The organism is Nocardia sp. NPDC003726 (assembly GCF_053586955.1).
In genome coordinates this window covers 310,292-332,839 of the sequence record NZ_JBSFNF010000003.1, presented here as the reverse complement: position 1 = coordinate 332,839, position 22,548 = coordinate 310,292, and the positions used below count along the sequence as shown (strand labels likewise).

The following is a 22,548-nucleotide window of genomic DNA, read 5'->3' as shown; positions in this document are numbered from 1 at the left end:
GCCGCGCCGCGCGACGGAGCCGATCCCCGAGGAGGTTCGATGACCGAGCTCATCACCACGCCACATCGCTCGACGACGGCGTTCGGACGCGCCTGTGCCCGGCTGCGCGCGCTGCAGCCGGAGCATCCACGGGTCTATGCCGTCGCCGCGATCGCCGAGCAGGGTAAGCGCCGCTGGTGGCAACTGGCGGACGGAGTGCGCGAAGGTCGCGTCGAACTCATGTACCGCAGGCATGCCGCGGAGATGATCAGCGCCGACATCGCGGCGGAAGTGGTTGCCACGGCGCTGATCCATGCGATCGCCGGACGGGTGGTGGCGCTGCTCGTCGCGGAGGGTCGGGCATGGGACCCCGGGTTGGAGAATCTCTGGATCCACACGGACAACGACGGCGGCATCGACTGGGCGGGTTTGTCCGACACCACGATTCGCGTGGTCGACGGCGATCCGCTGGCGGGTGGACCCGGTGTGGTCGCCTTGCCGTGCCCGGAGGCGATGTCCGTCTGGCTCGCGCATCGCTGCGAGTCCGCGTTGACCGTCGTCCAGCGGAACCTGACGCGCTGCTCCGGATTGAGCGCACGGCGGTTCTGGTCCCTGGTGGGTGAATCCGTCGCGGGCGCTTCGGCTTACGTGCCCGATCTGGCGCGGACCGATTCCGTCGCCGGTGCGCGCCGCGGCCAGGCCCTGCTGGCGGCGATGGCCGAGCGCGGGCTGCCCGTGCGGCGGTCGGGCGGTTGCTTAGTTAGGTAAGCCTGACCTATACTCGGATCCGGCGTACGGATCGCGTGAGCGTCCCGAGGGCTGCGGTGACCCCCGATCCCTTGCCGCGGCGGGCTCCACCTCCGGTGGGGCCCGCCGCTCTGTCCGTCTGTGAAGTGCGTCGCCGACTCTGGCGCGCCGTCCGGCCCTGGTTCTACGCTGACGCCGACACGATCGCGAACCCCCTGTACAGCAGGGGTATTCGTCGTCCGGCCGTCCTCGCCCGGCCACCGCCGCACCGGGGAACCCGGCCCGGTGCCGTGTCGCGCCCATCGGCGCGCCACCTCCGAGGCCGCGCCGATGCCCGCCGTCGCGGACCGGACGCACGACGGCTCAACGGAATTCGAGGCTGTCAGCTTGTCCACCCGCAGATCGTCCCGCCGCCGTTCGATCGCTGCCGTGCTCACCGCTGTCGCATTGCTCGCCGTGCCCGCTTGCGGATTCGGTGAGCAGCGGGCGCGAAGCACCCCTGCGCCGCACTGGGATTACGACGCCGAAGGCCCCGATCACTGGGCCGACTTGGATCGTGACTACCTGACCTGCAAGAGCGGCCACCAGCAGTCGCCCGTCGACCTGCCAGGTCACGCGAAACTCGAGCCGTCCGAGCACATCACCATCGACTATCACGCGGCCCCGGCTGTGACGCTGCGGAACAACGGGCACACGGTGCAGGCGAATCTTCCAGCGGGAAATGGAAATCGCATCGTCGTCGACGGTGTTCCGTACGAACTCGTGCAATTCCACTTCCACCTGCCCAGCGAGCACACCGTGGACGGCGTGGGCACGACGATGGAAGCGCACTTCGTGCACAAGAGCGCGGCGGGCGCGGTGGCCGTGCTCGGTGTGCTGCTGCGCGCCGCGCCGGGACCGTCGGCCTTCGCGCCGATCCTCTCGGTCGCGCCGCGGGCCGTCGACGCCGAGACCGTCGTGCCGGGCCCGATCGATCTGCGCGCGATGCTGCCAGGTGCGACCGACCAATACCGCTATCAGGGTTCGCTCACCACCCCGCCGTGCAGCGAGGGCGTTTCGTGGACGGTGCTGGGCAATCCCGTCGCGGTGGCCCCGGCCGACGCCGACCGGTACCGGACGTTGTTCGCGCACAGCAACCGGCCGACCCAGCCGCTGAACGGCCGGACGGTCACGCTGGCGGGCGGGTGAGGCCGCGACGGCCTGGTCCGGGCGCTGTGCGACAGTGAGTACATGACACAGCAGGAAACCCGTCAGTTCGGCTCGCTGGCGGATGTCACACCCGAGCAGATGAACGCCTACAGCGAAGGCACCTTCGCCGATCTGATCGGCCTGCGTTACACCGAGCTGAGCCCGGAGCGCGTGCGCGGCGAGTGGGTCGTGAAACCGCATCTCTACCAGCCCGCCGGTATCCAGAACGGCGGCGTGTACTGCACCGTCATCGAGACGCTCGCCAGCATCGCCGGCGGCATCTGGTTCGGCGACCGAGGCACGGTCGTCGGGGTCAACAACAACACCGATTTCCTGCGGGCGGTGCGCGAAGGCACTCTGACGGGGGAGGCGACGCCGCTGCACCGGGGCAGGCTGCAGCAACTGTGGCAGGTCGTCATCACCGATGAGCAGGGCCGCACCGTGGCCCGCGGGCAGGTGCGATTGCAGAATCTGCCGCATCGGTCCTGACCGCTCGACCGGCGGCGGCGGAACGGGCGTGCCAGAATGTGCCTCACCCGTCACGGTGAACCGGTGAGGAGCCAGGATGCGACTGTCACCGCACGAGCAGGAGCGCCTGTTGCTCAGCTACGCCGCCGAGCTTGCCCGGCGCAGGCGGGCGCGCGGACTCGCGTTGAACCATCCCGAGGCGGTCGCGCTGATCACCGACCACGTGCTGGAAGGCGCGCGCGACGGCCGCACCGTCGCGGAGCTGATGTCCTCCGGGCGGACGGTCCTCACCCGCGCCGACGTGATGGAAGGGGTGCCGGAGATGATCCCCGAGGTCCAGGTCGAAGCGACTTTCCCGGACGGCACCAAGCTCGTCACCGTGCACCACCCGATCGGTTAGGCGGGCGGGATGCGGTTCGCGAGCGCCCCCGGGACGGATCGAGGCGCGGTGTGATCCCCGGCGAATACTTCTGCGCCGAGGGCGTCGTCGAACTGAACGCCGGCGCCGCGCGCATCGAACTCGACGTGATCAATACCGGCGACCGCCCCGTGCAGGTCGGCAGTCATGTGCACTTCCCGCAGGCGAACGCGGCCCTGGAGTTCGATCGAACGGCCGCGCACGGTCACCGCCTCGACATCCCGGCCGGTACCGCGGTGCGCTTCGAACCCGGTCTCGCGCAACGGGTGCGGCTGGTGCCGCTGGGCGGCGCCCGCGAGGTGCACGGGATCAGCCGGACACCGCCGGGCCGTCTCGATGACCGGCGCGGGACTCGGTGCGGGGAGGTAGGACGCGATGAGTGAGCTGAGCCGGGCGCGATACGCCGAATTGTTCGGACCGACGACCGGCGACCGGATCCGTTTGGCCGACACCGATCTGCTGATCGAGATCACCGAGGACCGCAGCGGGGGACCCGGCCGCGCGGGCGACGAGGCAGTGTTCGGCGGCGGCAAGGTCCTGCGGGAATCCATGGGCCAATCCCGCGCGACGCGCGCCGAGGGCGCTCCCGACACCGTGATCACGGGCGTGGTGATCATCGATCACTGGGGAATCGTCAAGGCGGACGTCGGCATCAGGGACGGGCGGATCAGCGCGATCGGCAAGGCGGGCAACCCCGACACCATGTCCGGGGTGCATCCCGACCTGGTCGTGGGGCCGTCCACCGAGATCATCTCCGGCAACGGCCGCATCCTCACCGCGGGCGCGATCGACTGTCACGTGCATTTCATCTGCCCGCAGCTGCTGGAGGAGGCGCTCGGCGGCGGCATCACCACCCTCATCGGCGGTGGCACCGGTCCGGCGGAGGGCAGCAAGGCGACCACCGTGACGCCCGGCGCGTGGCATCTGGCGCGCATGCTGGAGGCCACCGACGGCTGGCCGGTGAACATCGTGCTGCTCGGCAAGGGCAACACCGTCAGCGCCGAGGCGATGTGGGAGCAATTGCGGGCCGGGGCGTCGGGCTTCAAGCTGCACGAGGACTGGGGCTCGACCCCCGCCGCGATCGATGCCTGCCTCACCGTGGCCGACGCGGCGGGGGTGCAGGTGGCGCTGCACTCGGACACGTTGAACGAGGCCGGTTTCGTCGAGGACACCCTCGCGGCGATCGCGGGCCGCGGCATCCACGCCTATCACACCGAGGGCGCCGGCGGCGGGCACGCGCCCGACATCATCACCGTCGCCGCCCATCCGAACGTGCTGCCCAGTTCCACCAACCCGACCCGCCCGCACACGATCAACACCCTCGACGAGCACCTGGACATGCTCATGGTGTGTCACCACCTGAGCGCGTCGATCCCGGAGGATCTGGCCTTCGCCGAGAGCCGGATCCGCCCCTCCACCATCGCGGCCGAGGACCTGCTGCACGATCTGGGCGCCATCTCGATGATCGGCAGCGACTCGCAGGCCATGGGCCGCATCGGGGAGGTCGTGTTGCGCACCTGGCAGACCGCGCACGTGATGAAGCGCCGCCGCGGCGCGCTGCCGGGCGACGGCGCCGCCGACAACGCGCGCGTCCAACGCTACATCGCGAAATACACCATCTGCCCGGCCGTCGCGCACGGCCTCGACCACGAGATCGGGTCGGTCGAAGTGGGCAAGCTCGCCGATCTGGTGCTGTGGGAGCCCGCGTTCTTCGGCGTGCGCCCGCACGCCGTGCTCAAGGGCGGCGCGATCGCCTGGGCCGCGATGGGCGACGCCAACGCCTCCATTCCCACGCCGCAGCCCGTGCTGCCGCGCCCCATGTTCGGCGCCGCCCCGGCGGCCGCCGCCGCGACCTCGCTGCATTTCGTGTCCGAGCAGGCGATCGAGGACGGCCTCGCCGACCGGTTGCGGGTCCGGCGCAGACTCGTGCCGGTCCGCGACGTCCGTGGCGTGCGGAAGACGGACCTGCCGCACAACGACGCCATGCCGCGCATCGAGGTCGACCCCGACACCTTCACCGTCCGCATCGACGGCGAGGTCTGGCACGAAGACCCCGCCCCCTCCCTCCCCATGGCCCAGCGCTACTTCCTCTTCTGACACCCCGTGAGTGGCACATGGCTGCGGAGAAATGCGAGAAGAAGTCTCGATGGTGTGCCACTCGTGGGGAACCGGCGCGGAGCGTATAGTCCGCTGGACTCGGAGGAAGGGAGGGAAGGATGCCTCGGTCAGGCGAGCGGGGGGTGGGGCGCCGTGTTCTGGTGGGTTGTGTGGGGGCGGGGACGCTTCTGGCCGCGATGTTCGCGACATCGGCTGCCGCACCGTTGTCGCCCGGGAGCGGGTCGGCGAGCTCGACGGTCGCATTGAACGACTACTGCCAGGAGCACGGCGCGGTGGGCCACCTCGCCGACGGCCGGACGGTTTACTGCACACAGGTGCAGAACACCGACGCGTTCGTGTGGTCTTACAGCCGAGGCCCGATCCCTCGCGATCCCCACACCCGCGACTACACCTGTGACAGCGATACCTGCCACCGGCCCGACGGCAGCGCCGTTCCGAACTATCAGCGCTGCGGTCTCCTGTGCGGCGAGCCTCCCACCAGCGGCGACGTGCAGAGCGGGCTGTACGACTGCTTCGCGACGGGAGCCGAATTCGAAGAGTGCGAAAGCCGGATCCGATGACCGGTCGGATCCGTCCTTCGCCAACGAACGGATCGAAACCTACGTGAGCCGGTGCTCGTGGATCGGTGCGCTCAGCGCGGTGCCGTTGAGGTCGAGGTACAGCAGACGCTCGGTGACGGATACGGTCACGGCGTTGCGGCGTTCGGTCGCGGCGACGGCGGCATCGATGAATTCACGATCGAAGCTGTACAGCGGTATCGCTTCGGCGCGGTGCACGCGCTTGCCGGTGAGTTGCGCCAGTACCTTGGCCGGGTCGCGGTGGGTATAGACGGCGACGCGGTCGGCGAGTTTGCTGCCTCGGTGCACCCGCTCCGCGTCGGGTGCGCCGATCTCGATCCAGGCGGTCAGGCGTCCGGTGAGGTCGCGCACCAGCACGGCGGGCTCGTCGGTCGCGGAGACGCCACCGTCGCTGAAGGCGATGCCCTCCTCGTATTCGAGGCAGTAGGCGAGCACCCGGGTCAGCATGAACTCCGCGGATTCGGACGGATGCCGCGCCACCCGCAACTCCAGCTCCTGGTAGACGCCTCGATCGACGTCGGCCAACTGGACGGCGAAGGTATGCAGTGTCGCGCTGAGTGCCATAGCTGCAGGAGCTTAGTGCCGACGGAGGCGTCGGCCGGGGTCGAGCTTCCTTCGGTGCCGGGTGGTCCGGCGCACGCAACGGGCTGGTTCTCGGCGTTCAGCGAATGCCATTGCGGGGCCGTAGGATCCGGCGATGACACTTACTCGTGCCGACCTGGCCGGATACGTCGAACGTGACTTGGACGCCGAGCTGGCGAGATGGTTCGCCGATCGCCCGCCGGTCGTCGTGCCGGAGCAGACCCGGCCGGTGGCGCCCTTTCTCCAGCGCCTGGCGCCCGCGTCCGCGGCGGCGCTGGCTGCGTTCGACCGCAGGGTGCGGTCCGGGCGGATGCCGCAGTTCCTGGACATCCACGATTGGTCCTATGGTTTCGACTTCGCCGGAAATGATTGCGGTATAAGGGATTCCGACTACGAAACCGAGCTCACCGACGACGACGTCTACTCGATCGGCGCGGACGGCGGCGGCAACCTGTACGTCGTGCTCACCAACGGGCAGGTCGCGCTCTGGTTCCACGAGGAGGAAGTGGTCGAGGGTGGCACCCGCTTCGACGACCTGGATGTCTTCCTCTGGTCGGTCGTGCGTTACCACGCGGTGCGGTCCGGGGCGCTGGCGCGCGATGCGGTCGAGGCGGACTTCCTGGCGCTGGGGCAGGACGGCGCGCTGGAGCCGGACCTCGGGTTGCTGCGCTCGATGAAGTAACGCGCGTTCGCTCAGTCCTCGCCCGCTCGCCGCTGGAACGGCCGCCCGGTTCGGAAGACGTCGCGCAGCCAGGGCGCCCGGCGGTGGTGCGGACGGCTGCGGTCGGCCCAGAGCGGATTGGATTCGTCCCGGCGGTAGGCCGCGAGCTGTCCGGCGATGGCGAAGTGCAGCCGGGTGGCTGTGCCGACCACCTCACCATCGGTCGCCAGCGCTTGCGGCGTGGGTACCTGCACCAGCAGTTCCGGCAACTGGCGTTCACCGTAGACCTTGCTGTGGCCGATCGCCGCCAGCAGCAGCGCCAGCACGGCGCGGGTGCGCGACCAGCGCAGGTCGGCGCGCAGCCAGCGGATGTCGAGCAGCCCGGCGTCGAGCCGGTCGCGGAAGGCGGGCACCGCGCCGTGCGGGTGGTAGGGACCGTTGCCGACGAACAGGAACCAGACTCGCCGCCACTGCCCGTCCAGGCAGATCTCGATCGGCTCGGCCCGGCGCAGGGTGACCACGAGCGCGGCGGCGAAGGCGGGCCACTTGCCCCAGCGCGACTGCCACTTCTCGCGCAGCTGCACCAGGTCCGGATAGGCGCCGAGGCTGGCGGTGTTGATCAGGTGCCGGGTGCGGGAGCCGGTGTCGTCCTCGCATTCGACGGCGGCGATGTCCACCGCCACCGCCTCGCCCGCGCCGGTCGCATCGATCACCTCGCGCAGGTCGTAGACGCCCAGATCCCGGGCGAAGTGGTTGAGCGTGCCGGTGGGGATCACGACCAGCGGCAGCTCGTGGCGCAACGCGACCGCGGCCACCGCGGCCACCGTGCCGTCACCACCGGCGACGCCGACCGCGAGCACCGGTTCACCGTGCTCGGCGATGGCCTGCTCGAGTTGCTGCGCGCAGTCCAGATCGGGTCGCGTGCGCAGCACGGTGGCGGCGGGCAGGGCGTCGACGACGTCGTCGGTCGGATCGTAATTCGGGTCGCCGGACATCGGATTCACCATGACCACAAGGCCTTTGCCCTCCACCAGCACGGGCACTTCGCGGACCGGACGGGCCTGCGCCTCATCGGATTCGCGCACGGGCCACCAGCGACGCGTGGCCAGGGCGACACCGGAACCCACGGCCGCACCGACGAGCACGTCGGAGCTCCAGTGCACGCCGGTGTGCACCCGCGAGTAGGCGACGGTGGCGGCCAACGGGGCGACAACCAGTGCGGTACGCGGGCTTTCGAGTGCGACGGCGGTGGCGAATGCCGCGGCGCAGGCGCTGTGGCCCGAGGGGAACGAGGAGGACCTCGGGGTCGGGACGAGTCGCCGGTGCACCGGCAAGAGTTCGGCGGCGGGCCTGCGCCGCGCGATCAGCGACTTGAGGCCGACGTTCACGACGAGACTCGCTCCGGCGACGGAGACGACACCGCGCAGCGCGGCCCGCCGCGGCGCGCCTTGGCGTGTGGCGAGCAATGTCGCCATGGTCAGCCACAGTCCGCTGAAATTCGCACTGCTGGTGAGCCGCAGCAAACCGTGGTCGACCGCCGAGGCGGGCAGTTCGGCGACCGCTCCGCCGATCGCTCGATCGATTCGTCCGATGCCGTGGAACTTCCGGCGCACCCAGCTACTCACGTGTCCGACATTACCGATCACCACCCCGGCGTCTCGAAACACGAAGGCGCGGTGCGTTCCGGCGGGGACGGCAAGGCTCTGGCGCGGCAGGACGGTCACAAGGTGGAGACTTGCCCCGAAAGCCCGTGTTCTAACGGTGCTCTCGTGATCCGAATGCCACCTGCCGGGAAGTCGGAAGCGGTCGAGGCCGGTACGGACGCGGTCGCCGCTAGCGAATGGCGGTGGGGATGAGGTGGTGACGGGCGAAGGCGCGGGCTTCTTCGTCGGTATCGAGCGAGAAGTAGCTGTCCGGAATGAGCAGGAGGGTGAGGGACAGGCGCGCGGCGATCTCGGCGGACGCGTCGGGATCGATGTCGCCGATGTCGTCGGCGCGGCGGAGTTGTTCGGCGAAGAACGCGCGCGCGGCGGCGAGGAGCGTCGCGCCGTAGGTGATGACGAAGGGCTGGCCGCCTTCGTCGGCGAGCAGGATGCGGTTGGTGAGCGGATCCGTGCGCAGCGTGCGCAGTGCGATCGCGAAGCCCTCTGCCGCGCGGTCGCGTACGTCGGTGTGGTCGGCTACGGCCGTGGTGATCCCGGACAGGACGCGCCGCAGCCACACGGTCAAGGCCGTGGTGACGAGCAGGTCCTTGCTGGGAAAGGCCCGGTAGACGGTGGCGCGGTGCAGGCAGGCGCGGCGGGCGATGTGCTCCATGCGGACCCGGTCGATGCCGTGGTCGCGGAACTCCGCCAGGGCCGCGTCGATGATCCGGGTGGCCTGCGGGTCGCCTTCGATGCCTGCCGCGAGCCGGTCGACATCGAAGGCGGCGTTCGTCTGCCGGGCACTGCGCATGGACCTAATCCTGCCCGACCGCCCGGGCGTGCCGCATGCCCGCGCGCGCCCGGGGGTGGTAGCGCAGGGGTTCCGGAATCAAAGGCCATGCGTTGCGGATCAGCGTCGCGACGGCGCGGAAGTGGGCCTGATCGGCCCGGTTGTAGCGCAGGCCGAGTTTGTCGCGGGCCGGCTCGGGCAGCATGGCGGCGGTGATCACCCGGTACTCGGACATGATCACCGGCCGCAGCAGCCGTTCGACCGGTTGCGGCAGATACGGCAGCCGCATGTCGCTGGTGAACCGGAGCCGATCGGTCAGCCAGCGCGCCGACTCGGTGGCTTCCAGCACGTCACGGCAGATGTCGTCGAAGTACCGCTGGAAGCCGGCGTAATCGGGGGGCATCGGCCGGTCGCTGACGCCGTATCGCCGGAACCAGGTTTTGCTCTGCTGGTACAGCTGCTCGCGTTCGGCGCCGGTCAGTCCGTCGCCGAACACGTCGGCGATGTCGATGACCGCCTGCACCATCGTGGCGTGGGTCCAGTAGTAGGTCTCGGGATTGAGGGCGTGGTACCGGTCCCCGTGCGCATCGGTGCCGCGGATGTCGCGGTGGTAGTCGCGGACCCGGGCACCGGTGCCGCGTTCGACGGGGTCGTAGACGGTGCCGATGATCTCGGGTATCGAGCGCAGGACCCGGTCCCAGGGATCGCCGAAGAAGTCGGAGTGTTCGGTGACGCCGGCTCCCACCGCGGGATGCATCAGCTCCAACATGCCGTACGGCGCGGCGACCAGGAACAGTCGCAGGTCACCGAGGTAGCGCCAGAGCAGCGTGCCCGGTCCGAGCCGCGGGTCCTCCTGCGTGGCCTCGTCCGGCACGGCTTCAAGATGTGCGGTCATCCTCGACCCCTCTTTCGTGGTGCGACGAAAAAACTATAAATGTCGCATGTGTCGCAGACAAGGAGGACTTGGTTGGAGCTCGCGAGGATATGCAACCAATAGTTGCGTGATGACTGGCCGTCGACTAGCGTCATATGCAACCAAACGTTGCATATTGGAGGTCGCGATGATGGAGTACGGCAGCATCGAACGGGAGATACACGTCGACGCCTCGCCCGAGGTGGTCTTCGAGGTGGTCAGCAGCCCGGAGCACATCTCGCAGTGGTGGAGCGACGACGCCGAGTTCAGCGCGGCTCCCGGCGCCGTCGGCGAACTCGTCTGGGGTGACCGGGCCCAGGTCGCGCCGATCAAAGTGGAGCGCGCCGAGCCGCCCCGGGTGTTCTCGTTCCGCTGGTGCCATCCGGGCGGAGTGGTCGACGACCCCGCCGGTTCGCTGCTGGTGACGTTCGAGCTCACGCCGTCCGGTGCTGGTACCAGGATTCGGCTCACCGAGACCGGTTTCCGGGAGATGGGCTGGGAAGCCGCGAAGCTCGAGGAGCTCTACCGCGACCACACCACCGGGTGGGACACCTTCGTGCCCCGGCTCGGGGAGTACATCGCGCGGCTGGTGTCGACGCCGTGACCGCCGCCGTCGACGACGACCTGTGGTCGGCCATCGGGGATCCGACGCGCAGGCGGATGCTCGACCTGCTGCTCGCGGAGGGGGATGGCACGGCGACCAGCCTCAGCGAGCGCCTGCCGGTGACCCGGCAGGCGGTCGCGAAACATCTCGGCGTGCTCGACCGGGTCGGCTTGGTGCACGCGACGCCCGCCGGGCGCGAGCGGCGGTACCGGGTGGACGAGGCCCAACTCGCTCGCGCCGTGGCCCAGCTGTCCTCGGTGGGGGCGGCGTGGGACGCCAGGCTCCGGCGGATCAAGCGCATCGCGGAGGCGATTCAGCGCAAACAAGATCAACAGTGAAAGGAATCGAACATGGTGGACATCCTGCACAAAGTCGGCATCGAGGCGCCGGTGGACGAGGTCTACGCCGCCTTGACCACCACCGAGGGACTGTCCGGGTGGTGGACGACCGATACCGAGGGAAACGGCGGCGATGTCGGCGGCCTGCTCGAATTCCGCTTCGCGGCGGGTGGATTCGACATGCGGGTGCGTGAACTCGACCCGGCGAAGCGCGTGCTGTGGGAGGTGGTCGGCGGACCCGAGGAATGGATCGGCACCCAGGTGGACTGGAGTCTCGATCAGGAGGGCGATTACACCTCCGTCCTCTTCACGCACCGAGGCTGGCGGGAACCGGTGGACTTCATGCACCACTGCAGCACCAAATGGGCGGTCTTCCTGCTGAGCCTGAAGTCGCTGATCGAAACCGGCAAAGGCGCGCCGGATCCCGACGACGTCAAGATCGACAGCTGGAATTGACCCGCTGCCCTCCGGCCGCTCGTTCTCGGACGCGCGGCCGGAGGAAAGGTCCCGCGTTCCGGCGCGCAGGCCACCCGCTCCCGCGCGCCGTTCAGGCGCCGACGTAGGCCGCGAGATGTTCGCCGGTGAGGGTGGAGCGGGCGGCGACGAGATCGGCGGGAGTGCCCTCGAAGACGACCCGGCCGCCGTCGTGTCCGGCCCCGGGCCCGAGGTCGATGATCCAGTCCGCGTGCGCCATGACCGCTTGGTGGTGCTCGATGACGATGACCGACTTGCCGGAGTCGACGAGCCGGTCGAGCAGGCCCAGCAACTGCTCGACATCGGCGAGGTGCAGGCCGGTGGTCGGCTCGTCGAGGACGTAGACCCCGCCCTTGTCGGCCATGTGCGTGGCCAGCTTGAGCCGTTGCCGCTCGCCGCCGGACAGCGTTGTGAGCGGCTGGCCGAGGCTGAGGTAGCCCAGCCCGACGTCGGCGAGCCTGCGCAGGATGGCGTGTGCGGCCGGGGTGCGCGCCGCCTCGGTGTCGAAGAACTCCTCGGCCTCGAGCACCGACATCGCGAGCACTTCGCTGATGTCACGGCCACCGAGGTGGTATTCCAGCACCGACGCCTGGTACCGCTTGCCCTCGCACTCCTCACAGGTGGTGGCGACGCCCGCCATCATGCCCAGGTCGGTGTAGACGACGCCCGCGCCGTTGCAGGTGGGGCACGCGCCTTCGGAATTCGCGCTGAACAGCGCGGGCTTGACGCCGTTGGCCTTCGCGAACGCCTTGCGGATCGGCTCGAGCAGCCCGGTGTAGGTCGCCGGATTGCTGCGCCGCGAGCCGCGGATGGGCGTCTGGTCCACCGCAACCACGCCTTCGCTCGCGGGGATGGATCCGTGCACCAGCGAGCTCTTGCCCGAGCCCGCAACGCCGGTGATGGCGACGAGCACACCCAGCGGAATGTCCACATCGACGTCGCGCAGATTGTTCGCTGTCGCGCCGCGGATCTCCAGCTTGCCCTTGGGCTCCCGTACGGTGGCCTTGAGCGTGGCCCGGTCGTCGAAATGGCGGCCGGTGACGGTGCCGCTCGCGCGCAGGCCATCGACGCTGCCCTCGAAGCAGACGGTGCCGCCCGCCGTGCCAGCCCCTGGACCGAGGTCGACGACATGGTCGGCGATCACGATCGCCTCGGGTTTGTGCTCCACGACGAGCACGGTGTTGCCTTTGTCCCGAAGCCGCAGCAGCAGGTCGTTCATCCGCTGGATGTCATGGGGGTGCAGGCCGATGGTCGGCTCGTCGAAGACGTAGGTGACGTCGGTGAGCGAGGAGCCGAGATGACGAATCATCTTGGTGCGCTGGGCCTCTCCGCCCGAGAGGGTGCCGGAGGGCCGGTCCAGCGAAAGGTAACCGAGCCCGATCTCGACGAACGAGTCGAGCGTGTGGCGCAGCGCGGCCAGCAGCGGCGCCACCGACGGCTCGTTCAGCCCGCCGACCCATTCGGCCAAGTCGCTGATCTGCATCGCGCAGGCGTCGGCGATGCTGATCCCGTCGATCTTCGACGAGCGAGCCGCCTCGGTGAGCCGGGTGCCGTCGCACTCGGGACAGGTGGCGAAGGTGACCGCCCGGTCCACGAACGCCCGGATGTGCGGTTGCATCGCCTCCCGGTCCTTGGACAGGAAGGACTTCTGGATCTTGGGGATCAAGCCCTCGTAGGTGAGGTTGACGCCCTCGACCTTCACCTTGGTGGGCTCTTTGTAGAGGAAGTCCTGCATCTCCTTCTTGGTGTACTTGCGGATCGGCTTGTTCGGGTCGATGAACCCCGACTCCGCGTACACCCGCACCGTCCAGAAGCTGTCGGACTTCCAGCCCGGGATGGTGAACGCGCCTTCGGCCAGCGACTTGGAATCGTCGTAGAGCTGGGTGAGGTCGATGTCGGACACCGAACCCCTGCCCTCGCAGCGCGGGCACATCCCGCCGGTGACGCTGAAGCTGCGACGCTCCTTCACGGTCCTTCCGGCGCGCTCGGTGGTGACCGCGCCCGCACCGCTGATCGAGGCGACGTTGAAGGAGAACGCCTGCGGCGAGCCGATGTGCGGCTTCCCGAGCCTGCTGAACAGGATGCGCAGCATGGCGTTGGCGTCGGTGGCGGTGCCGACCGTGGAGCGCGGGTCGGAACCCATACGTTGCTGATCGACGATGATCGCGGTGGTCAGTCCCTCGAGCACGTCGACGTCGGGCCGGGCCAGCGTCGGCATGAAGCCCTGGACGAACGCGCTGTAGGTTTCGTTGATCAGCCGCTGCGACTCCGCGGCGATCGTGCTGAACACCAGCGAGCTCTTGCCCGAGCCGGAGACGCCGGTGAACACCGTCAGCCTTCGCTTCGGGATCTCGATGCTGACATCCTTGAGGTTGTTCTCGCGCGCACCGTGCACGCGGATCAGATCGTGGCTGTCGGCGGCGTGCGGCGCGGGCGCCTGCGTGTCCGTCGTCGTGGCCGTGCTCATCGTGTCTCCATCTGTTCTGGCGGGGGCCGCCGCGGCGGTCTCCCTCGGCGTCGCCGGGCTCGATTCAACCAGTTCGCTTCGGGCGGGTCAGCGCAGTTGCTGGATGCGGATCAGGTTGCCGGCCGGATCACGCACGGCGCAGTCGCGCACGCCGTAGGGCTGCTCGGTCGGCTCCTGGACGATCTCCGCGTCACTGGCCGCCAGCCGTTCGAAGGCGCCGTCCAGATCCTTGGTTGCCAGCAGGATGCCGCCGTAGGTGCCCTTGGCCATCATCTCGGTGATGGTGCGACGCTCGTCCTCGGTGATGCCGGGATCGGCGCCCGGCGGGTGCAGAACGATGGACGTCTCGGGCTGACCGACGGGGCCCACGGTGAGCCACCGCATACCTTCGTATCCGACGTCGTTGCGGACCTCGAAACCCAGAATGTCGCGGTAGAAGGCGAGGGCCGCCTCCGCGTCGTCGTGCGGCAGGAAGCTCGCGTGAATGGTGATGTCCATGGCAGTCAGGCTAATTGCGGCTCGGTAACCGGCGCTTCTCGATTCCTGATCGGTCTGGTCACCTGTTTCGCCACGCAGGACGGTATGCCCGCGGTGGCGCGCCCCGCCTCGCGCCGGTAGACGCTCGGCGGCACGCCGACCAGCTCGGTGAAACGGGTGCTGAAGGTGCCCAGCGACGAGCAGCCGACCGCGAAGCACACCTCGGTGACGCTGAGGTCGCCACGGCGCAGCAGCGACATCGCGCGTTCGATGCGGCGGGTCATCAGGTAGGAGTACGGCGACTCGCCGTAGGCGAGCCGGAACTGGCGGCTGAGGTGCCCGGCCGACATGTGCGCGTCGCGCGCGAGCGCCTCCACGTCCAGCGGCCGCGCGTACTCCCGATCGATGCGGTCGCGGACGCGGCGCAGCCGCGCGAGGTCCCGCAGGTGCTGTGTGGCGGCGGGTCTGCTGGTCACGAACGCGATCGTGCCACATGGCGGTGACAAGCGGGCCGCATCGGGGTGCTACCAGAAGGTCGCCGTGAGCTCGTGCTCGGCGAGCGCGGTCCGCACCAGTTCGCTGAGCTGCCCGGCGTCGAGCAAGGCGGGCGGGTGGTACCCCATGACGCGCAGCGCGATCTGGTCGGCGGCCTCGACCAGCGCGACGTACAGGTTGCCGCCGCGCTCGGTCACGACGCGGGGCGAGTTCAGGCTCTGATTGACCAAGCCGAGCATCATCGCCGAGGCCGGGCGGCCGTCGATGCGCAGAATCTCGGGGTCGAGCTTGCCGAGGCTGGAGCACACCGTGGAGATGGGGTCGGTGGCGGCCTGCCGCGCCAGGTGGGCGTAGCGTCCGCGCGGCAGCGCCACCGCGACCGGAACCAGCGGCGGCACGTCCTGTCCGCCGGCGGCGGCCGCGGTGAGCTTTTCCTTCATCACCGCGCGCAGTGCGGCGAGGTCGGCCGGTGCGCCGTCGCGCACGTCCACTTCGAAGGCGATCGAGGTCAGCGCGTTCGCCCTGAGGTCGTCGGCGGTGCGGGTGCTGACCGGCATCATCATGCGAACCCGGCCCGCCTCGTCGGTGCGGCCGAGCCGCGTGGCGATGGCGGTCATCATCGCCACCGCCAAGGTGGTGCCGGTTCCGCCTCTTGCCCGTGCCGCCGCGTGCCAGAGCTGCGCCGGGACCGTCGCGGTGACGGTGGGAAGCCGGAAGCGCGCCTCGTCCTCGGAGGGCCCGGCCCCGCCGCGGCCGGTGACGGCCAACCGCAGCGCCAGACCGGCTGCCGACGGGAACGAGCGGGCCCGCCGCGCGGCGTCGCGAAGGTCGGCGGCCAGCAGGCGCATCCGGCCGAACTCGTCGGTGCGGTAGGACAGGTCGAGCCGTTTGTCCGCGACGGCGTCGGTCACCGCCGCGCAGAATGCGGAGCCGTCCGCAAGCGTGTGCGAAACCAGCAGCGACACCGCGCTTTCCCCATTGTCGATGCGGGTCGCCGCCAAACGCCACGCGGGGCCGCCGAACGTGCGCAACTCCGCGTGCCCCTGTTCGGCGATCCAGGCCTCCAGATCGCCTGCGGCAATGGGCTCGTCCGCGACCTCGAGCGGGCTGAATTCGACTCGGGTGGTCCACCGGTCCCCGGCGGCGGGGATCGTCGCGGGCGCGACCGCTCGGCCCAGTCTGCCGTGCCGCAATGCCTCGTGGAAATGTTCCAGCGCCGCGAGATCGACGGGACGGTCGTAACGCCAGACCGCCTGTATCGCCAGGGTTCCCCCTAGCGCGGAGTGCCCACGGGCACTCACGCAATCGATATCGGTCAGGCGGTGGGTCACGCGAATCTCCCCTCGAGTACCGGACACCGGTGCGGGTCCGCATCGGTGTCGTCGCCGCCACAACTCGGCGCTACGACGATGAAGATCGTTCGAATATCCGGTTTCGAGCTGTTTCGGCCAACCACGAGCATCCGGGCTGGCAACGCCGTGGTCAACCCTACTGGCGGGTTCGGTGCGCGCGGTCGTGTGATGCGCCGCGAACGGTACCCGCCGGTTCGTTACCTGCGCGAATGAGAATCCGGCCCCGAGCTGTGCGCGAGCGGCGGCGGCGGTGTCCGGCGCAGCGAACCGGACGAATCGCCTCCACTTGAGCTGAACGGGCGACCACTTCGGCAACGGGTGGGCGGCCCGGGTGGTGGTCAGCCCGCGTCCGGGCCGCGACGGCGCACGAGCGGCAGGTAGACCTCGTCCACGATTTCCACGAGGACGTCGTCGGGAGCGGTGGGCGCGCCGCGGACGACGAACTCGTTGCGGAGCAGGACGAGAGCCACGGTCGCCACCCTCGGATGCAGTGCTTCCGGAGCGGCTTCGCCGCGTGCGATCGCGCGGCCGAGGATAGTGAGCCAAGGGGCCGCGGTCGCGTCGCCGGACTGGCCGGGAAGCTGTGCCAGCAGCTCCGCGGCGCCGCCGGCCGCCGCGATGAGTTCGCGCAGGATCGCGCCCGACGGCGAGCTCCAATGGCGGTTGACGCGGCGCAGCAGCTCGAGCGCGTCCTCGCGCAGGTTTCCGGTGTCGGGCGGCCGCATCGCCGTGGCCAGCTGCCCGTAGGCGGCGATGCCGAGCGTCAGGCGGTTGGGCCAGCGCCGGTAGATGGCGTTCTTGTTGGTTCCGGCTCGTGCCGCGACCTTGTCCATGGTCAGCGCGGCGTACCCGGATTCCAGCAGTTCGTCCGCCGCGGCCCGCAGGATCGCCTCTTCGAGGGCTGGTCCGCGCCTGCGCGTCTGTCCGGCGCCAGGCCGCCGCGCCGCATCCTCCACCGTGACCCCTTTCGCAATAGGTGCCGATCGTACTTGCCGACTGCGGGCTCGCCGGGATGCCCCGCGCGATTTAGGGTACGGTTCGTACCCTACTTTGAGGAAAGGACGGCTGCCATGCGCGCCAAGGGCATCAGCTATGAGACCGGTTTCGTCCGCGACGGACGGTCCTCCCGCGTCCGATTCGACCGCGAGATCGTGGCACGCGAGCTGCGGTTGATTCGCGACGAGCTGCACTGCAACGCGGTCAGGATCATCGGCGGCGATCCCGAACGACTGGAGATCGCTGCCGCGTGCGCCGCCGATCTCGGTCTCGAAGTATGGTTCTCGCCGTACCCTCTCGAGTCGAGCGTGGCCGACATGCTTACCCTGTTCGCCGACTGCGCCGAGCGGGCGGAGCGGATCCGCGCGCGTGGCGCCGAGGTCGTGTTCGTGACCGGCGCCGAACTGAGCTTGATGCACAAGGGGTTCTTCCCGGGCGACACCGTCGAAGAGCGCGTCCGGCTGCTGACCGCCGAGCCCGATGATCTCGGCGAGCTGGTCGCCGCAGTCGGTGCGCGGGTGAACGACTTCCTGGGCGAGGCCGTGTCGGTCGTTCGCGCACGCTTCGGCGGCCCGATCACCTACGCGTCCATCCCGCTCGAACGCGTCGACTGGACGCCGTTCGACATCGTGTCGGTGGACCTGTACCGGACGGCCGAGACCGCAGGCCGGTTCGGCGAAGGCGTTCGCGCACTCGTCGCGCAGGGAAAGCCGCTGGCGATCACCGAGTTCGGCGCGGCGACCTTCGCGGGCGCCGGTGATCTCGGAGCGCGGGGGCTGGAGATCGTCGAGTACGACGACATCCGTGGGCCGGTCCGGTTGAACGGCGACTACGCCCGCGACGAGGACGGGCAGGGGCGGTATCTGCGCGAGCTACTGGAGATCTTCGACGCCGAGGGCGTCGACAGCGCGTTCGTGTTCGTCCTCGCGCTCTACGACCATGTCCACCGCCCCGACGGCGACCCGCGCGACGACCTGGACCTGGCCGGCTACGGCGTGGTCAAAGTGCTCGAAGACCGTGACGGCGAGACCTACCCCGGCGTTCCCTGGGAGCCCAAGGCCGCGTTCGGCGCACTCGCCGACTACTACCGGAGTCACTGAGAGCCCGGCGAGTGGCGGCCCCTTCCGCGCCGCCACTCGGCCTGCTCGCCGTCGCGGGTTGCCACCGCTGATCGGATGGCGGTATGGATGCGGCCCGCTCCTTCGCCCGCATCGGTTCCGAAAATTGCTGTCGCGCGCTGTCGTCCGGCGTTTTCGTGCCCCGAGATTTCCGCCGGATGGCGCGCTGTCGAACACTTGCGCCATCGATTGACGTACCCCGATCGGCGGGTTTCTAATGATGGATGGCGCAATTCGTGCGCCGGTCGATCGACGAAGCGAGGTGAGCGGCAGATGCCGGATGACAGTATCGACATCGACAACCGCGCCGCCCTCGAGAAACGGGTCGCGCCGCCGCGTCGTTGATCCGTGTCCGCGATCGGCGAGCGGGCAACGGTGCCCCGGTCGGCCGATGCGGCGCGAACGCCACCCTTGTGTTACGACGCGTACGGACGGCAGGTCCGGGTTCGGCCGACACACGTAGTCCTTCGCCGCGGCGCGACGTTCATTTCGACGCTGCTCGCCCCCTGTGCGCGCGCCCTCTGCCCCGGAAGGGTGCGCCAGCCCCGCACGACAGTATGTATTGGAGCCCCCGCTATGGCCACATTGCCAGAGAAAGCCGAATCATCGCCTCGCCCACCAGGGCCGGACCGCGAGCCGACCGGCTACTGGCCGATCCGATCCTCTTCCGGGCAGCGGTAGGCGATGACGACCTTTCTCAGCGCTGTGACCGCCGATCACTTCGATACCGAAGTGCTCCAGCAGCATTGGATTCCGCTGGCCGCCGACGACGCCGACACGGCGGCTGTGCTCCGGGAACGGCTCGGCATAGACTTCACCGCCGCCCGCGACCAAGTGTGGGAGACCGACAACTTCCTCTATCTCCCCGTGGTCGCCGACTACCAGCGCGGCGAGGCCGTCGAACGGGCCACGATCGTCTTCGCCCTCGGCGGGGAGTTCCTGGTGACGCTGCAGCCGTCGGAGCATTTCGTCCCCTTCGACAAGGCGGTGGCGAAGATGCGCCGCAACCCGGAACTCGCCGGCTCCGCGCACGGCGTGATGTACGCGCTGCTGTGGGCGCTGAACGAGGCGTCCGAGCGGGTGCTCCACCATGCCGGCGCCGCGCTGGAGGCGACGCACGCCGAGATCGAGCGGGCGATCTCCGGCCACAACCGCAGCGATCTCGCGATCACCGACGTGCGCGGCACGCTGGCGCGGATGAACGCCACCGAGCGCATCGTCGCGCGCACTCGGCTTACGCAGCTGCAACTGGCTCGCGCCGCGCGCCACCTGCGGGCGGACGGTCCGTCCGGCCGCGGCGAGCTGAACGATGCCATCGGCGTTCTGCTCGCGGACATCGACGGGGTGGGGCAGCAGGCGAGCATCGAGTACGACAAGGCCCGCTATCAGCAGCAATCGGCGCTGGCCTGGCTGGATGCCCAACAGAACGAGATCGTCAAGAGGTTCGCCGTCGCCGCGGTCTTCCTGCCGCCCGCGCTGATCGCCACCTGCTATGGCGTGGATCTGATCGCCGAGTTGTCCTGGCAGACCGGACTTCTGCTCACCACGCTGCTGACCCTGGTGGCCGCGCTGATTCCCCTGGCCTACCTGAACCGAAAGGGCTTGCTGCGCTGAGTCGCCAGGCGATCGCGGGTGTCCGTCGATCATTACCTCGCGCGTAATCGACTCTGCGCTCCTAGCGAGGCAAGGTTGGAGACAGCCGATCGGAAGACCGGTACGCCTGAGGAAAACCTTTACCGCACAGGAGGATTCATCATGACACGCTACGAGGAAGCGGTCGATCGGTACTTCGCCGCGTGGAACGCCACCGACGAGGACGCCAGGGCCGCGGCGGTGGCGGCGGCCTGGGCCGAGGACGGAAGCTACACCGATCCCCTCGCGGAGGTCAGCGGGCACGCCCAGTTGGCGGCGGCCATCGGTGGCGTGCAAGCGCAGTTCCCCGGCTTCGAGTTCCGCCGCCTCGGCGCGGTCGACGGCCACCACGACATCGCCCGTTTCTCCTGGGAACTGGTCTCCGCGGCCGACGGCAGCGCCCCGGTCGCAGGCTCGGACGTGATCACCCTGGGAGCCGACGGCCGGATCACGAGCGTGCACGGTTTTCTCGACCGGGTGCCGACGGCGTAGGCGCGCAGACCCGCGCCTGGCGGCGGTTCCCTTCGAGTCCGCGGGGCTGCGGAAACTCGGCACACCGGATCGGCATGCGGTGTGCAGCGGCTCGCCGGTGGCAGGTTCGCGCCCGCCGTCCCGGCGGATACGTGTCCCGAGACCGGTTCCGGCGGGTTCGGCGCGAAGCCCGGAATTCGCGAATCGCCGCCTGCGATCCGCCGCCCAGTGACACGCCCGGCTCACCCGTGGTCCGGTTGCGCCTGTGGCGAACACGGTGCGTCGTCCGCCGCCCGGGGGCATCCTGGACCCGGTAGTGCAATTCCGGCATACAGGGTGGTGGTCGGCGTGGACAACGCCGCGATGGATGCCTACTCCCGCACGGTGATCGCCGTGGCGGCCTCGGTGACGCCGCACGTGGCCAGCGTGCGGACCAGGCGGGGGAGCGGGTCGGCGGTGGTCTTCACCGACGACGGATTCCTGTTGACGAACGCGCACGTCGTCGGCGCGGCCCGCGAGGGAGAGGTGGTCTTCGCCGACGGGGTGGAGTCCCGGTTCCACGTCGTCGGGATCGATCCGCTGTCGGATCTGGCGGTGCTGCGCGCCCGCGGCGGCGCGCCCGGCGCGGTGCCCCTGGGGGATGCCGACCGGTTGGTGGTCGGCCAGCTGGTGGTGGCGGTCGGGAATCCGCTCGGCCTGGCGGGCTCGGTGACCGCGGGCGTGGTGAGCGCGCTCGGACGCGCGGTTCCGGTGGCATCGCGCCGTGCCGGGCGGGTGATCGAGGACGTGATCCAGACCGACGCCGCGCTCAACCCCGGTAACTCCGGTGGCGCGCTGTCGGATTCGGCCGGCCGGGTGGTCGGCGTCAACACGGCGGTCGCGGGCATCGGGCTCGGCCTTGCCATCCCGATCAACGCGACGACCCGCCGGATCATCCGCACACTGCACACCGAGGGGCGGGTCCGGCGCGCGTACCTCGGTCTGGTCGGCGTGCCCGCGCCGCTGCCGGAGCCGGTCGCCGAGCGCACCGGGCAGGCCGCCGGGGTGCGCATCATGGAGGTGGTCCGTGGCGGCCCCGCCGAGGAAGCCGGGCTGCGCCGCGGTGATCTGGTGCTGAGCGTGGCCCGGTCGCAGGTGCGCGACGCCCAGGGCATTCAGCGGCAGCTGTTCGCCGAGGCGATCGGTGTGCAACTGCCCGTCACCGTGCTGCGCAACGGGGCCATGGTGGACGTGATCGCCGTCCCGGTGGAATTGGTGGCGGACTGAGCGGACCTAATCGGCAGCGGGGACGGGCGCGGCGGTGTCGACCGCGGCGGGGGCCTGCGGCTTCCAGCGCGCGTCGACGAGCAAGCCCACCAGCCCCACCGCGAGGCAGACGCCGGACAGTGCGAGCATCGCCGGATGGGTGCTTCCGGTGAGCGCGTCGCCGAGGATGACGGTGCCGATCGTGCCGGGCAGCACACCCAGCACCGTGGCGATCAGATACGGCCAGAAGCGGATCGAGGACAAGCCGCAGCAGTAGTTGATCACCGAGAACGGCACGGCCGCGATGAGCCGCAGCGAGCCGACCGCCAGCCACCCCCGCCGGGCGAGACGTTCATCGATCGCGCGCACCGCGGGATGGGTGAGCCGGGCCGCGACCTGATTGCGGTCGAGCGCGCGAATGAGCAGGATCGCCAGGGCCGCGCTGACGGTCGTCGCGCCCACCGCCAGCGCGATGCCCAGCAGCGGCCCGAACAGCAGTCCCGCGCTGACGGTGAACACGGTGCGCGGGATCGGCGCCACCGTCACCAGCGCGTGGACCAGGAAGAACAGCAACGGGAAGACCGGCCCGACGGACGTCGCCCAGTCCTGCACCTGACGCGGCGACGGCAGGGGGACCAGCAGCGCGGCGCCGAACAGCGCCACCGCGCCGGTGATCAGCGCGACGATACGCGGGTCACGGATCAGCCTCGTCACGGCCGACAGGTTACCGGTTGGTAGTGGCGGGCAGGATCAACCGGCCGGGAACACTGCCGCTAGCATCAGTGGAAGCGGGA

At 69.7% G+C, this 22,548-nt stretch carries 25 protein-coding genes; 15 read left to right on the top strand and 10 right to left on the bottom strand.

The window, feature by feature from the left end:
- Window positions 1–39 precede the first annotated feature (39 nt).
- From ACWDMM_RS06335 to ACWDMM_RS06305, 7 genes are all read left to right on the top strand, one after another.
- Window positions 40–747, top strand: coding sequence for a hypothetical protein (locus tag ACWDMM_RS06335; RefSeq protein ID WP_195079016.1), 708 nt, complete (start codon window positions 40–42; stop codon window positions 745–747).
- A 408-nt stretch (window positions 748–1,155) separates the two neighbouring features.
- Complete coding sequence (locus ACWDMM_RS06330) at window positions 1,156–1,914, top strand: carbonic anhydrase (protein WP_323124097.1); 759 nt, start codon at window positions 1,156–1,158, stop codon at window positions 1,912–1,914.
- Window positions 1,915–2,013: 99 nt separating this feature from the next.
- Window positions 2,014–2,403 carry a PaaI family thioesterase gene (locus ACWDMM_RS06325; RefSeq protein ID WP_323124109.1) on the top strand — a complete coding sequence of 130 codons (390 nt, stop codon included), beginning with the start codon at window positions 2,014–2,016 and terminating at the stop codon, window positions 2,401–2,403.
- Window positions 2,404–2,479: 76 nt separating this feature from the next.
- Window positions 2,480–2,782 carry an urease subunit gamma gene (locus ACWDMM_RS06320; RefSeq protein ID WP_195079018.1) on the top strand — a complete coding sequence of 101 codons (303 nt, stop codon included), beginning with the start codon at window positions 2,480–2,482 and terminating at the stop codon, window positions 2,780–2,782.
- Between the two features lie 50 nt (window positions 2,783–2,832).
- A complete protein-coding gene (locus ACWDMM_RS06315) occupies window positions 2,833–3,183 on the top strand; it encodes an urease subunit beta (protein WP_195079019.1) in 351 nt (116 codons plus the stop codon).
- Window positions 3,176–4,897, top strand: coding sequence for an urease subunit alpha (locus ACWDMM_RS06310; RefSeq protein ID WP_195079020.1), 1,722 nt, complete (start codon window positions 3,176–3,178; stop codon window positions 4,895–4,897). The genes ACWDMM_RS06315 and ACWDMM_RS06310 overlap by 8 nt, the downstream gene beginning before the upstream one ends.
- Window positions 4,898–5,094: 197 nt before the next feature.
- Window positions 5,095–5,478, top strand: coding sequence for a hypothetical protein (locus tag ACWDMM_RS06305; protein WP_357103444.1), 384 nt, complete (start codon window positions 5,095–5,097; stop codon window positions 5,476–5,478).
- 39 nt (window positions 5,479–5,517) lie between these two features.
- On the opposite strand, the gene ACWDMM_RS06300 is transcribed toward ACWDMM_RS06305, so the two are convergent.
- Complete coding sequence (locus ACWDMM_RS06300) at window positions 5,518–6,060, bottom strand: YaeQ family protein (RefSeq protein ID WP_449936281.1); 543 nt, start codon at window positions 6,058–6,060, stop codon at window positions 5,518–5,520.
- Window positions 6,061–6,193: 133 nt separating this feature from the next.
- Between ACWDMM_RS06300 and ACWDMM_RS06295 the strand changes: the two genes are divergently transcribed.
- Window positions 6,194–6,760 carry a hypothetical protein gene (locus tag ACWDMM_RS06295; protein ID WP_357208786.1) on the top strand — a complete coding sequence of 189 codons (567 nt, stop codon included), beginning with the start codon at window positions 6,194–6,196 and terminating at the stop codon, window positions 6,758–6,760.
- 11 nt (window positions 6,761–6,771) lie between these two features.
- On the opposite strand, the gene ACWDMM_RS06290 is transcribed toward ACWDMM_RS06295, so the two are convergent.
- The 3 genes from ACWDMM_RS06290 to ACWDMM_RS06280 all read right to left on the bottom strand — a co-directional run bounded on the left by ACWDMM_RS06290 (window position 6,772) and on the right by ACWDMM_RS06280 (window position 10,067).
- Complete coding sequence (locus tag ACWDMM_RS06290; protein ID WP_357208784.1) at window positions 6,772–8,364, bottom strand: bifunctional phosphatase PAP2/diacylglycerol kinase family protein; 1,593 nt, start codon at window positions 8,362–8,364, stop codon at window positions 6,772–6,774.
- Between the two features lie 208 nt (window positions 8,365–8,572).
- Window positions 8,573–9,193 carry a TetR/AcrR family transcriptional regulator gene (locus ACWDMM_RS06285; protein ID WP_195079024.1) on the bottom strand — a complete coding sequence of 207 codons (621 nt, stop codon included), beginning with the start codon at window positions 9,191–9,193 and terminating at the stop codon, window positions 8,573–8,575.
- A 4-nt stretch (window positions 9,194–9,197) separates the two neighbouring features.
- Window positions 9,198–10,067 (bottom strand): oxygenase MpaB family protein, encoded by an 870-nt coding sequence (locus ACWDMM_RS06280; RefSeq protein WP_195079025.1) that lies wholly within the window; start codon window positions 10,065–10,067, stop codon window positions 9,198–9,200.
- A gap of 169 nt (window positions 10,068–10,236) precedes the next feature.
- Between ACWDMM_RS06280 and ACWDMM_RS06275 the strand changes: the two genes are divergently transcribed.
- Genes ACWDMM_RS06275 through ACWDMM_RS06265 form a run of 3 tightly spaced genes read left to right on the top strand, consistent with a single transcriptional unit; the run spans window position 10,237 to window position 11,483 of the window.
- The gene (locus ACWDMM_RS06275) at window positions 10,237–10,689 is read left to right on the top strand and encodes an SRPBCC family protein (protein WP_195079026.1); all 453 of its coding nucleotides are present in this window, start codon (window positions 10,237–10,239) and stop codon (window positions 10,687–10,689) included.
- Window positions 10,686–11,027 carry an ArsR/SmtB family transcription factor gene (locus tag ACWDMM_RS06270; protein WP_067810800.1) on the top strand — a complete coding sequence of 114 codons (342 nt, stop codon included), beginning with the start codon at window positions 10,686–10,688 and terminating at the stop codon, window positions 11,025–11,027. The genes ACWDMM_RS06275 and ACWDMM_RS06270 overlap by 4 nt, the downstream gene beginning before the upstream one ends.
- 12 nt (window positions 11,028–11,039) lie before the next feature.
- Entirely contained in the window at window positions 11,040–11,483 is a 444-nt protein-coding gene (locus tag ACWDMM_RS06265; protein WP_195079027.1) for an SRPBCC family protein, read from the top strand.
- Window positions 11,484–11,574: 91 nt separating this feature from the next.
- Here ACWDMM_RS06265 and ACWDMM_RS06260 read toward each other — a convergent pair whose 3' ends face one another.
- From ACWDMM_RS06260 to ACWDMM_RS06240, 5 genes are all read right to left on the bottom strand, one after another.
- The gene (locus ACWDMM_RS06260) at window positions 11,575–13,968 is read right to left on the bottom strand and encodes an ATP-binding cassette domain-containing protein (protein ID WP_195079028.1); all 2,394 of its coding nucleotides are present in this window, start codon (window positions 13,966–13,968) and stop codon (window positions 11,575–11,577) included.
- Window positions 13,969–14,055: 87 nt separating this feature from the next.
- Window positions 14,056–14,466 carry a VOC family protein gene (locus ACWDMM_RS06255; RefSeq protein ID WP_195079029.1) on the bottom strand — a complete coding sequence of 137 codons (411 nt, stop codon included), beginning with the start codon at window positions 14,464–14,466 and terminating at the stop codon, window positions 14,056–14,058.
- A gap of 5 nt (window positions 14,467–14,471) precedes the next feature.
- The gene (locus ACWDMM_RS06250) at window positions 14,472–14,921 is read right to left on the bottom strand and encodes a helix-turn-helix transcriptional regulator (RefSeq protein ID WP_195079030.1); all 450 of its coding nucleotides are present in this window, start codon (window positions 14,919–14,921) and stop codon (window positions 14,472–14,474) included.
- Between the two features lie 48 nt (window positions 14,922–14,969).
- Window positions 14,970–16,271, bottom strand: a complete 1,302-nt coding sequence (locus ACWDMM_RS06245) for a condensation domain-containing protein (RefSeq protein ID WP_195079031.1) — start codon at window positions 16,269–16,271, stop codon at window positions 14,970–14,972.
- 359 nt (window positions 16,272–16,630) lie between these two features.
- Window positions 16,631–17,248 (bottom strand): TetR/AcrR family transcriptional regulator, encoded by a 618-nt coding sequence (locus ACWDMM_RS06240; protein WP_195079032.1) that lies wholly within the window; start codon window positions 17,246–17,248, stop codon window positions 16,631–16,633.
- A 114-nt stretch (window positions 17,249–17,362) separates the two neighbouring features.
- Between ACWDMM_RS06240 and ACWDMM_RS06235 the strand changes: the two genes are divergently transcribed.
- The 4 genes from ACWDMM_RS06235 (at window position 17,363) to ACWDMM_RS06220 (ending at window position 21,775) form a co-directional block, all read left to right on the top strand.
- Complete coding sequence (locus tag ACWDMM_RS06235; protein WP_357103425.1) at window positions 17,363–18,388, top strand: hypothetical protein; 1,026 nt, start codon at window positions 17,363–17,365, stop codon at window positions 18,386–18,388.
- 702 nt (window positions 18,389–19,090) lie between these two features.
- Window positions 19,091–20,020: a CorA family divalent cation transporter gene (locus ACWDMM_RS06230; protein ID WP_195079033.1), complete on the top strand. Its 930-nt coding sequence runs from the start codon at window positions 19,091–19,093 to the stop codon at window positions 20,018–20,020.
- A 141-nt stretch (window positions 20,021–20,161) separates the two neighbouring features.
- On the top strand, window positions 20,162–20,530 hold the full coding sequence (locus ACWDMM_RS06225) for a nuclear transport factor 2 family protein (RefSeq protein ID WP_195079034.1): 369 nt from the start codon (window positions 20,162–20,164) through the stop codon (window positions 20,528–20,530).
- 342 nt (window positions 20,531–20,872) lie between these two features.
- Window positions 20,873–21,775: a S1C family serine protease gene (locus tag ACWDMM_RS06220; RefSeq protein WP_195079419.1), complete on the top strand. Its 903-nt coding sequence runs from the start codon at window positions 20,873–20,875 to the stop codon at window positions 21,773–21,775.
- A 6-nt stretch (window positions 21,776–21,781) separates the two neighbouring features.
- Here the strand turns inward: ACWDMM_RS06220 and ACWDMM_RS06215 are convergent, their stop codons facing one another.
- Window positions 21,782–22,468: a TVP38/TMEM64 family protein gene (locus ACWDMM_RS06215; protein WP_195079035.1), complete on the bottom strand. Its 687-nt coding sequence runs from the start codon at window positions 22,466–22,468 to the stop codon at window positions 21,782–21,784.
- Between the last annotated feature and the right edge of the window lie 80 nt (window positions 22,469–22,548).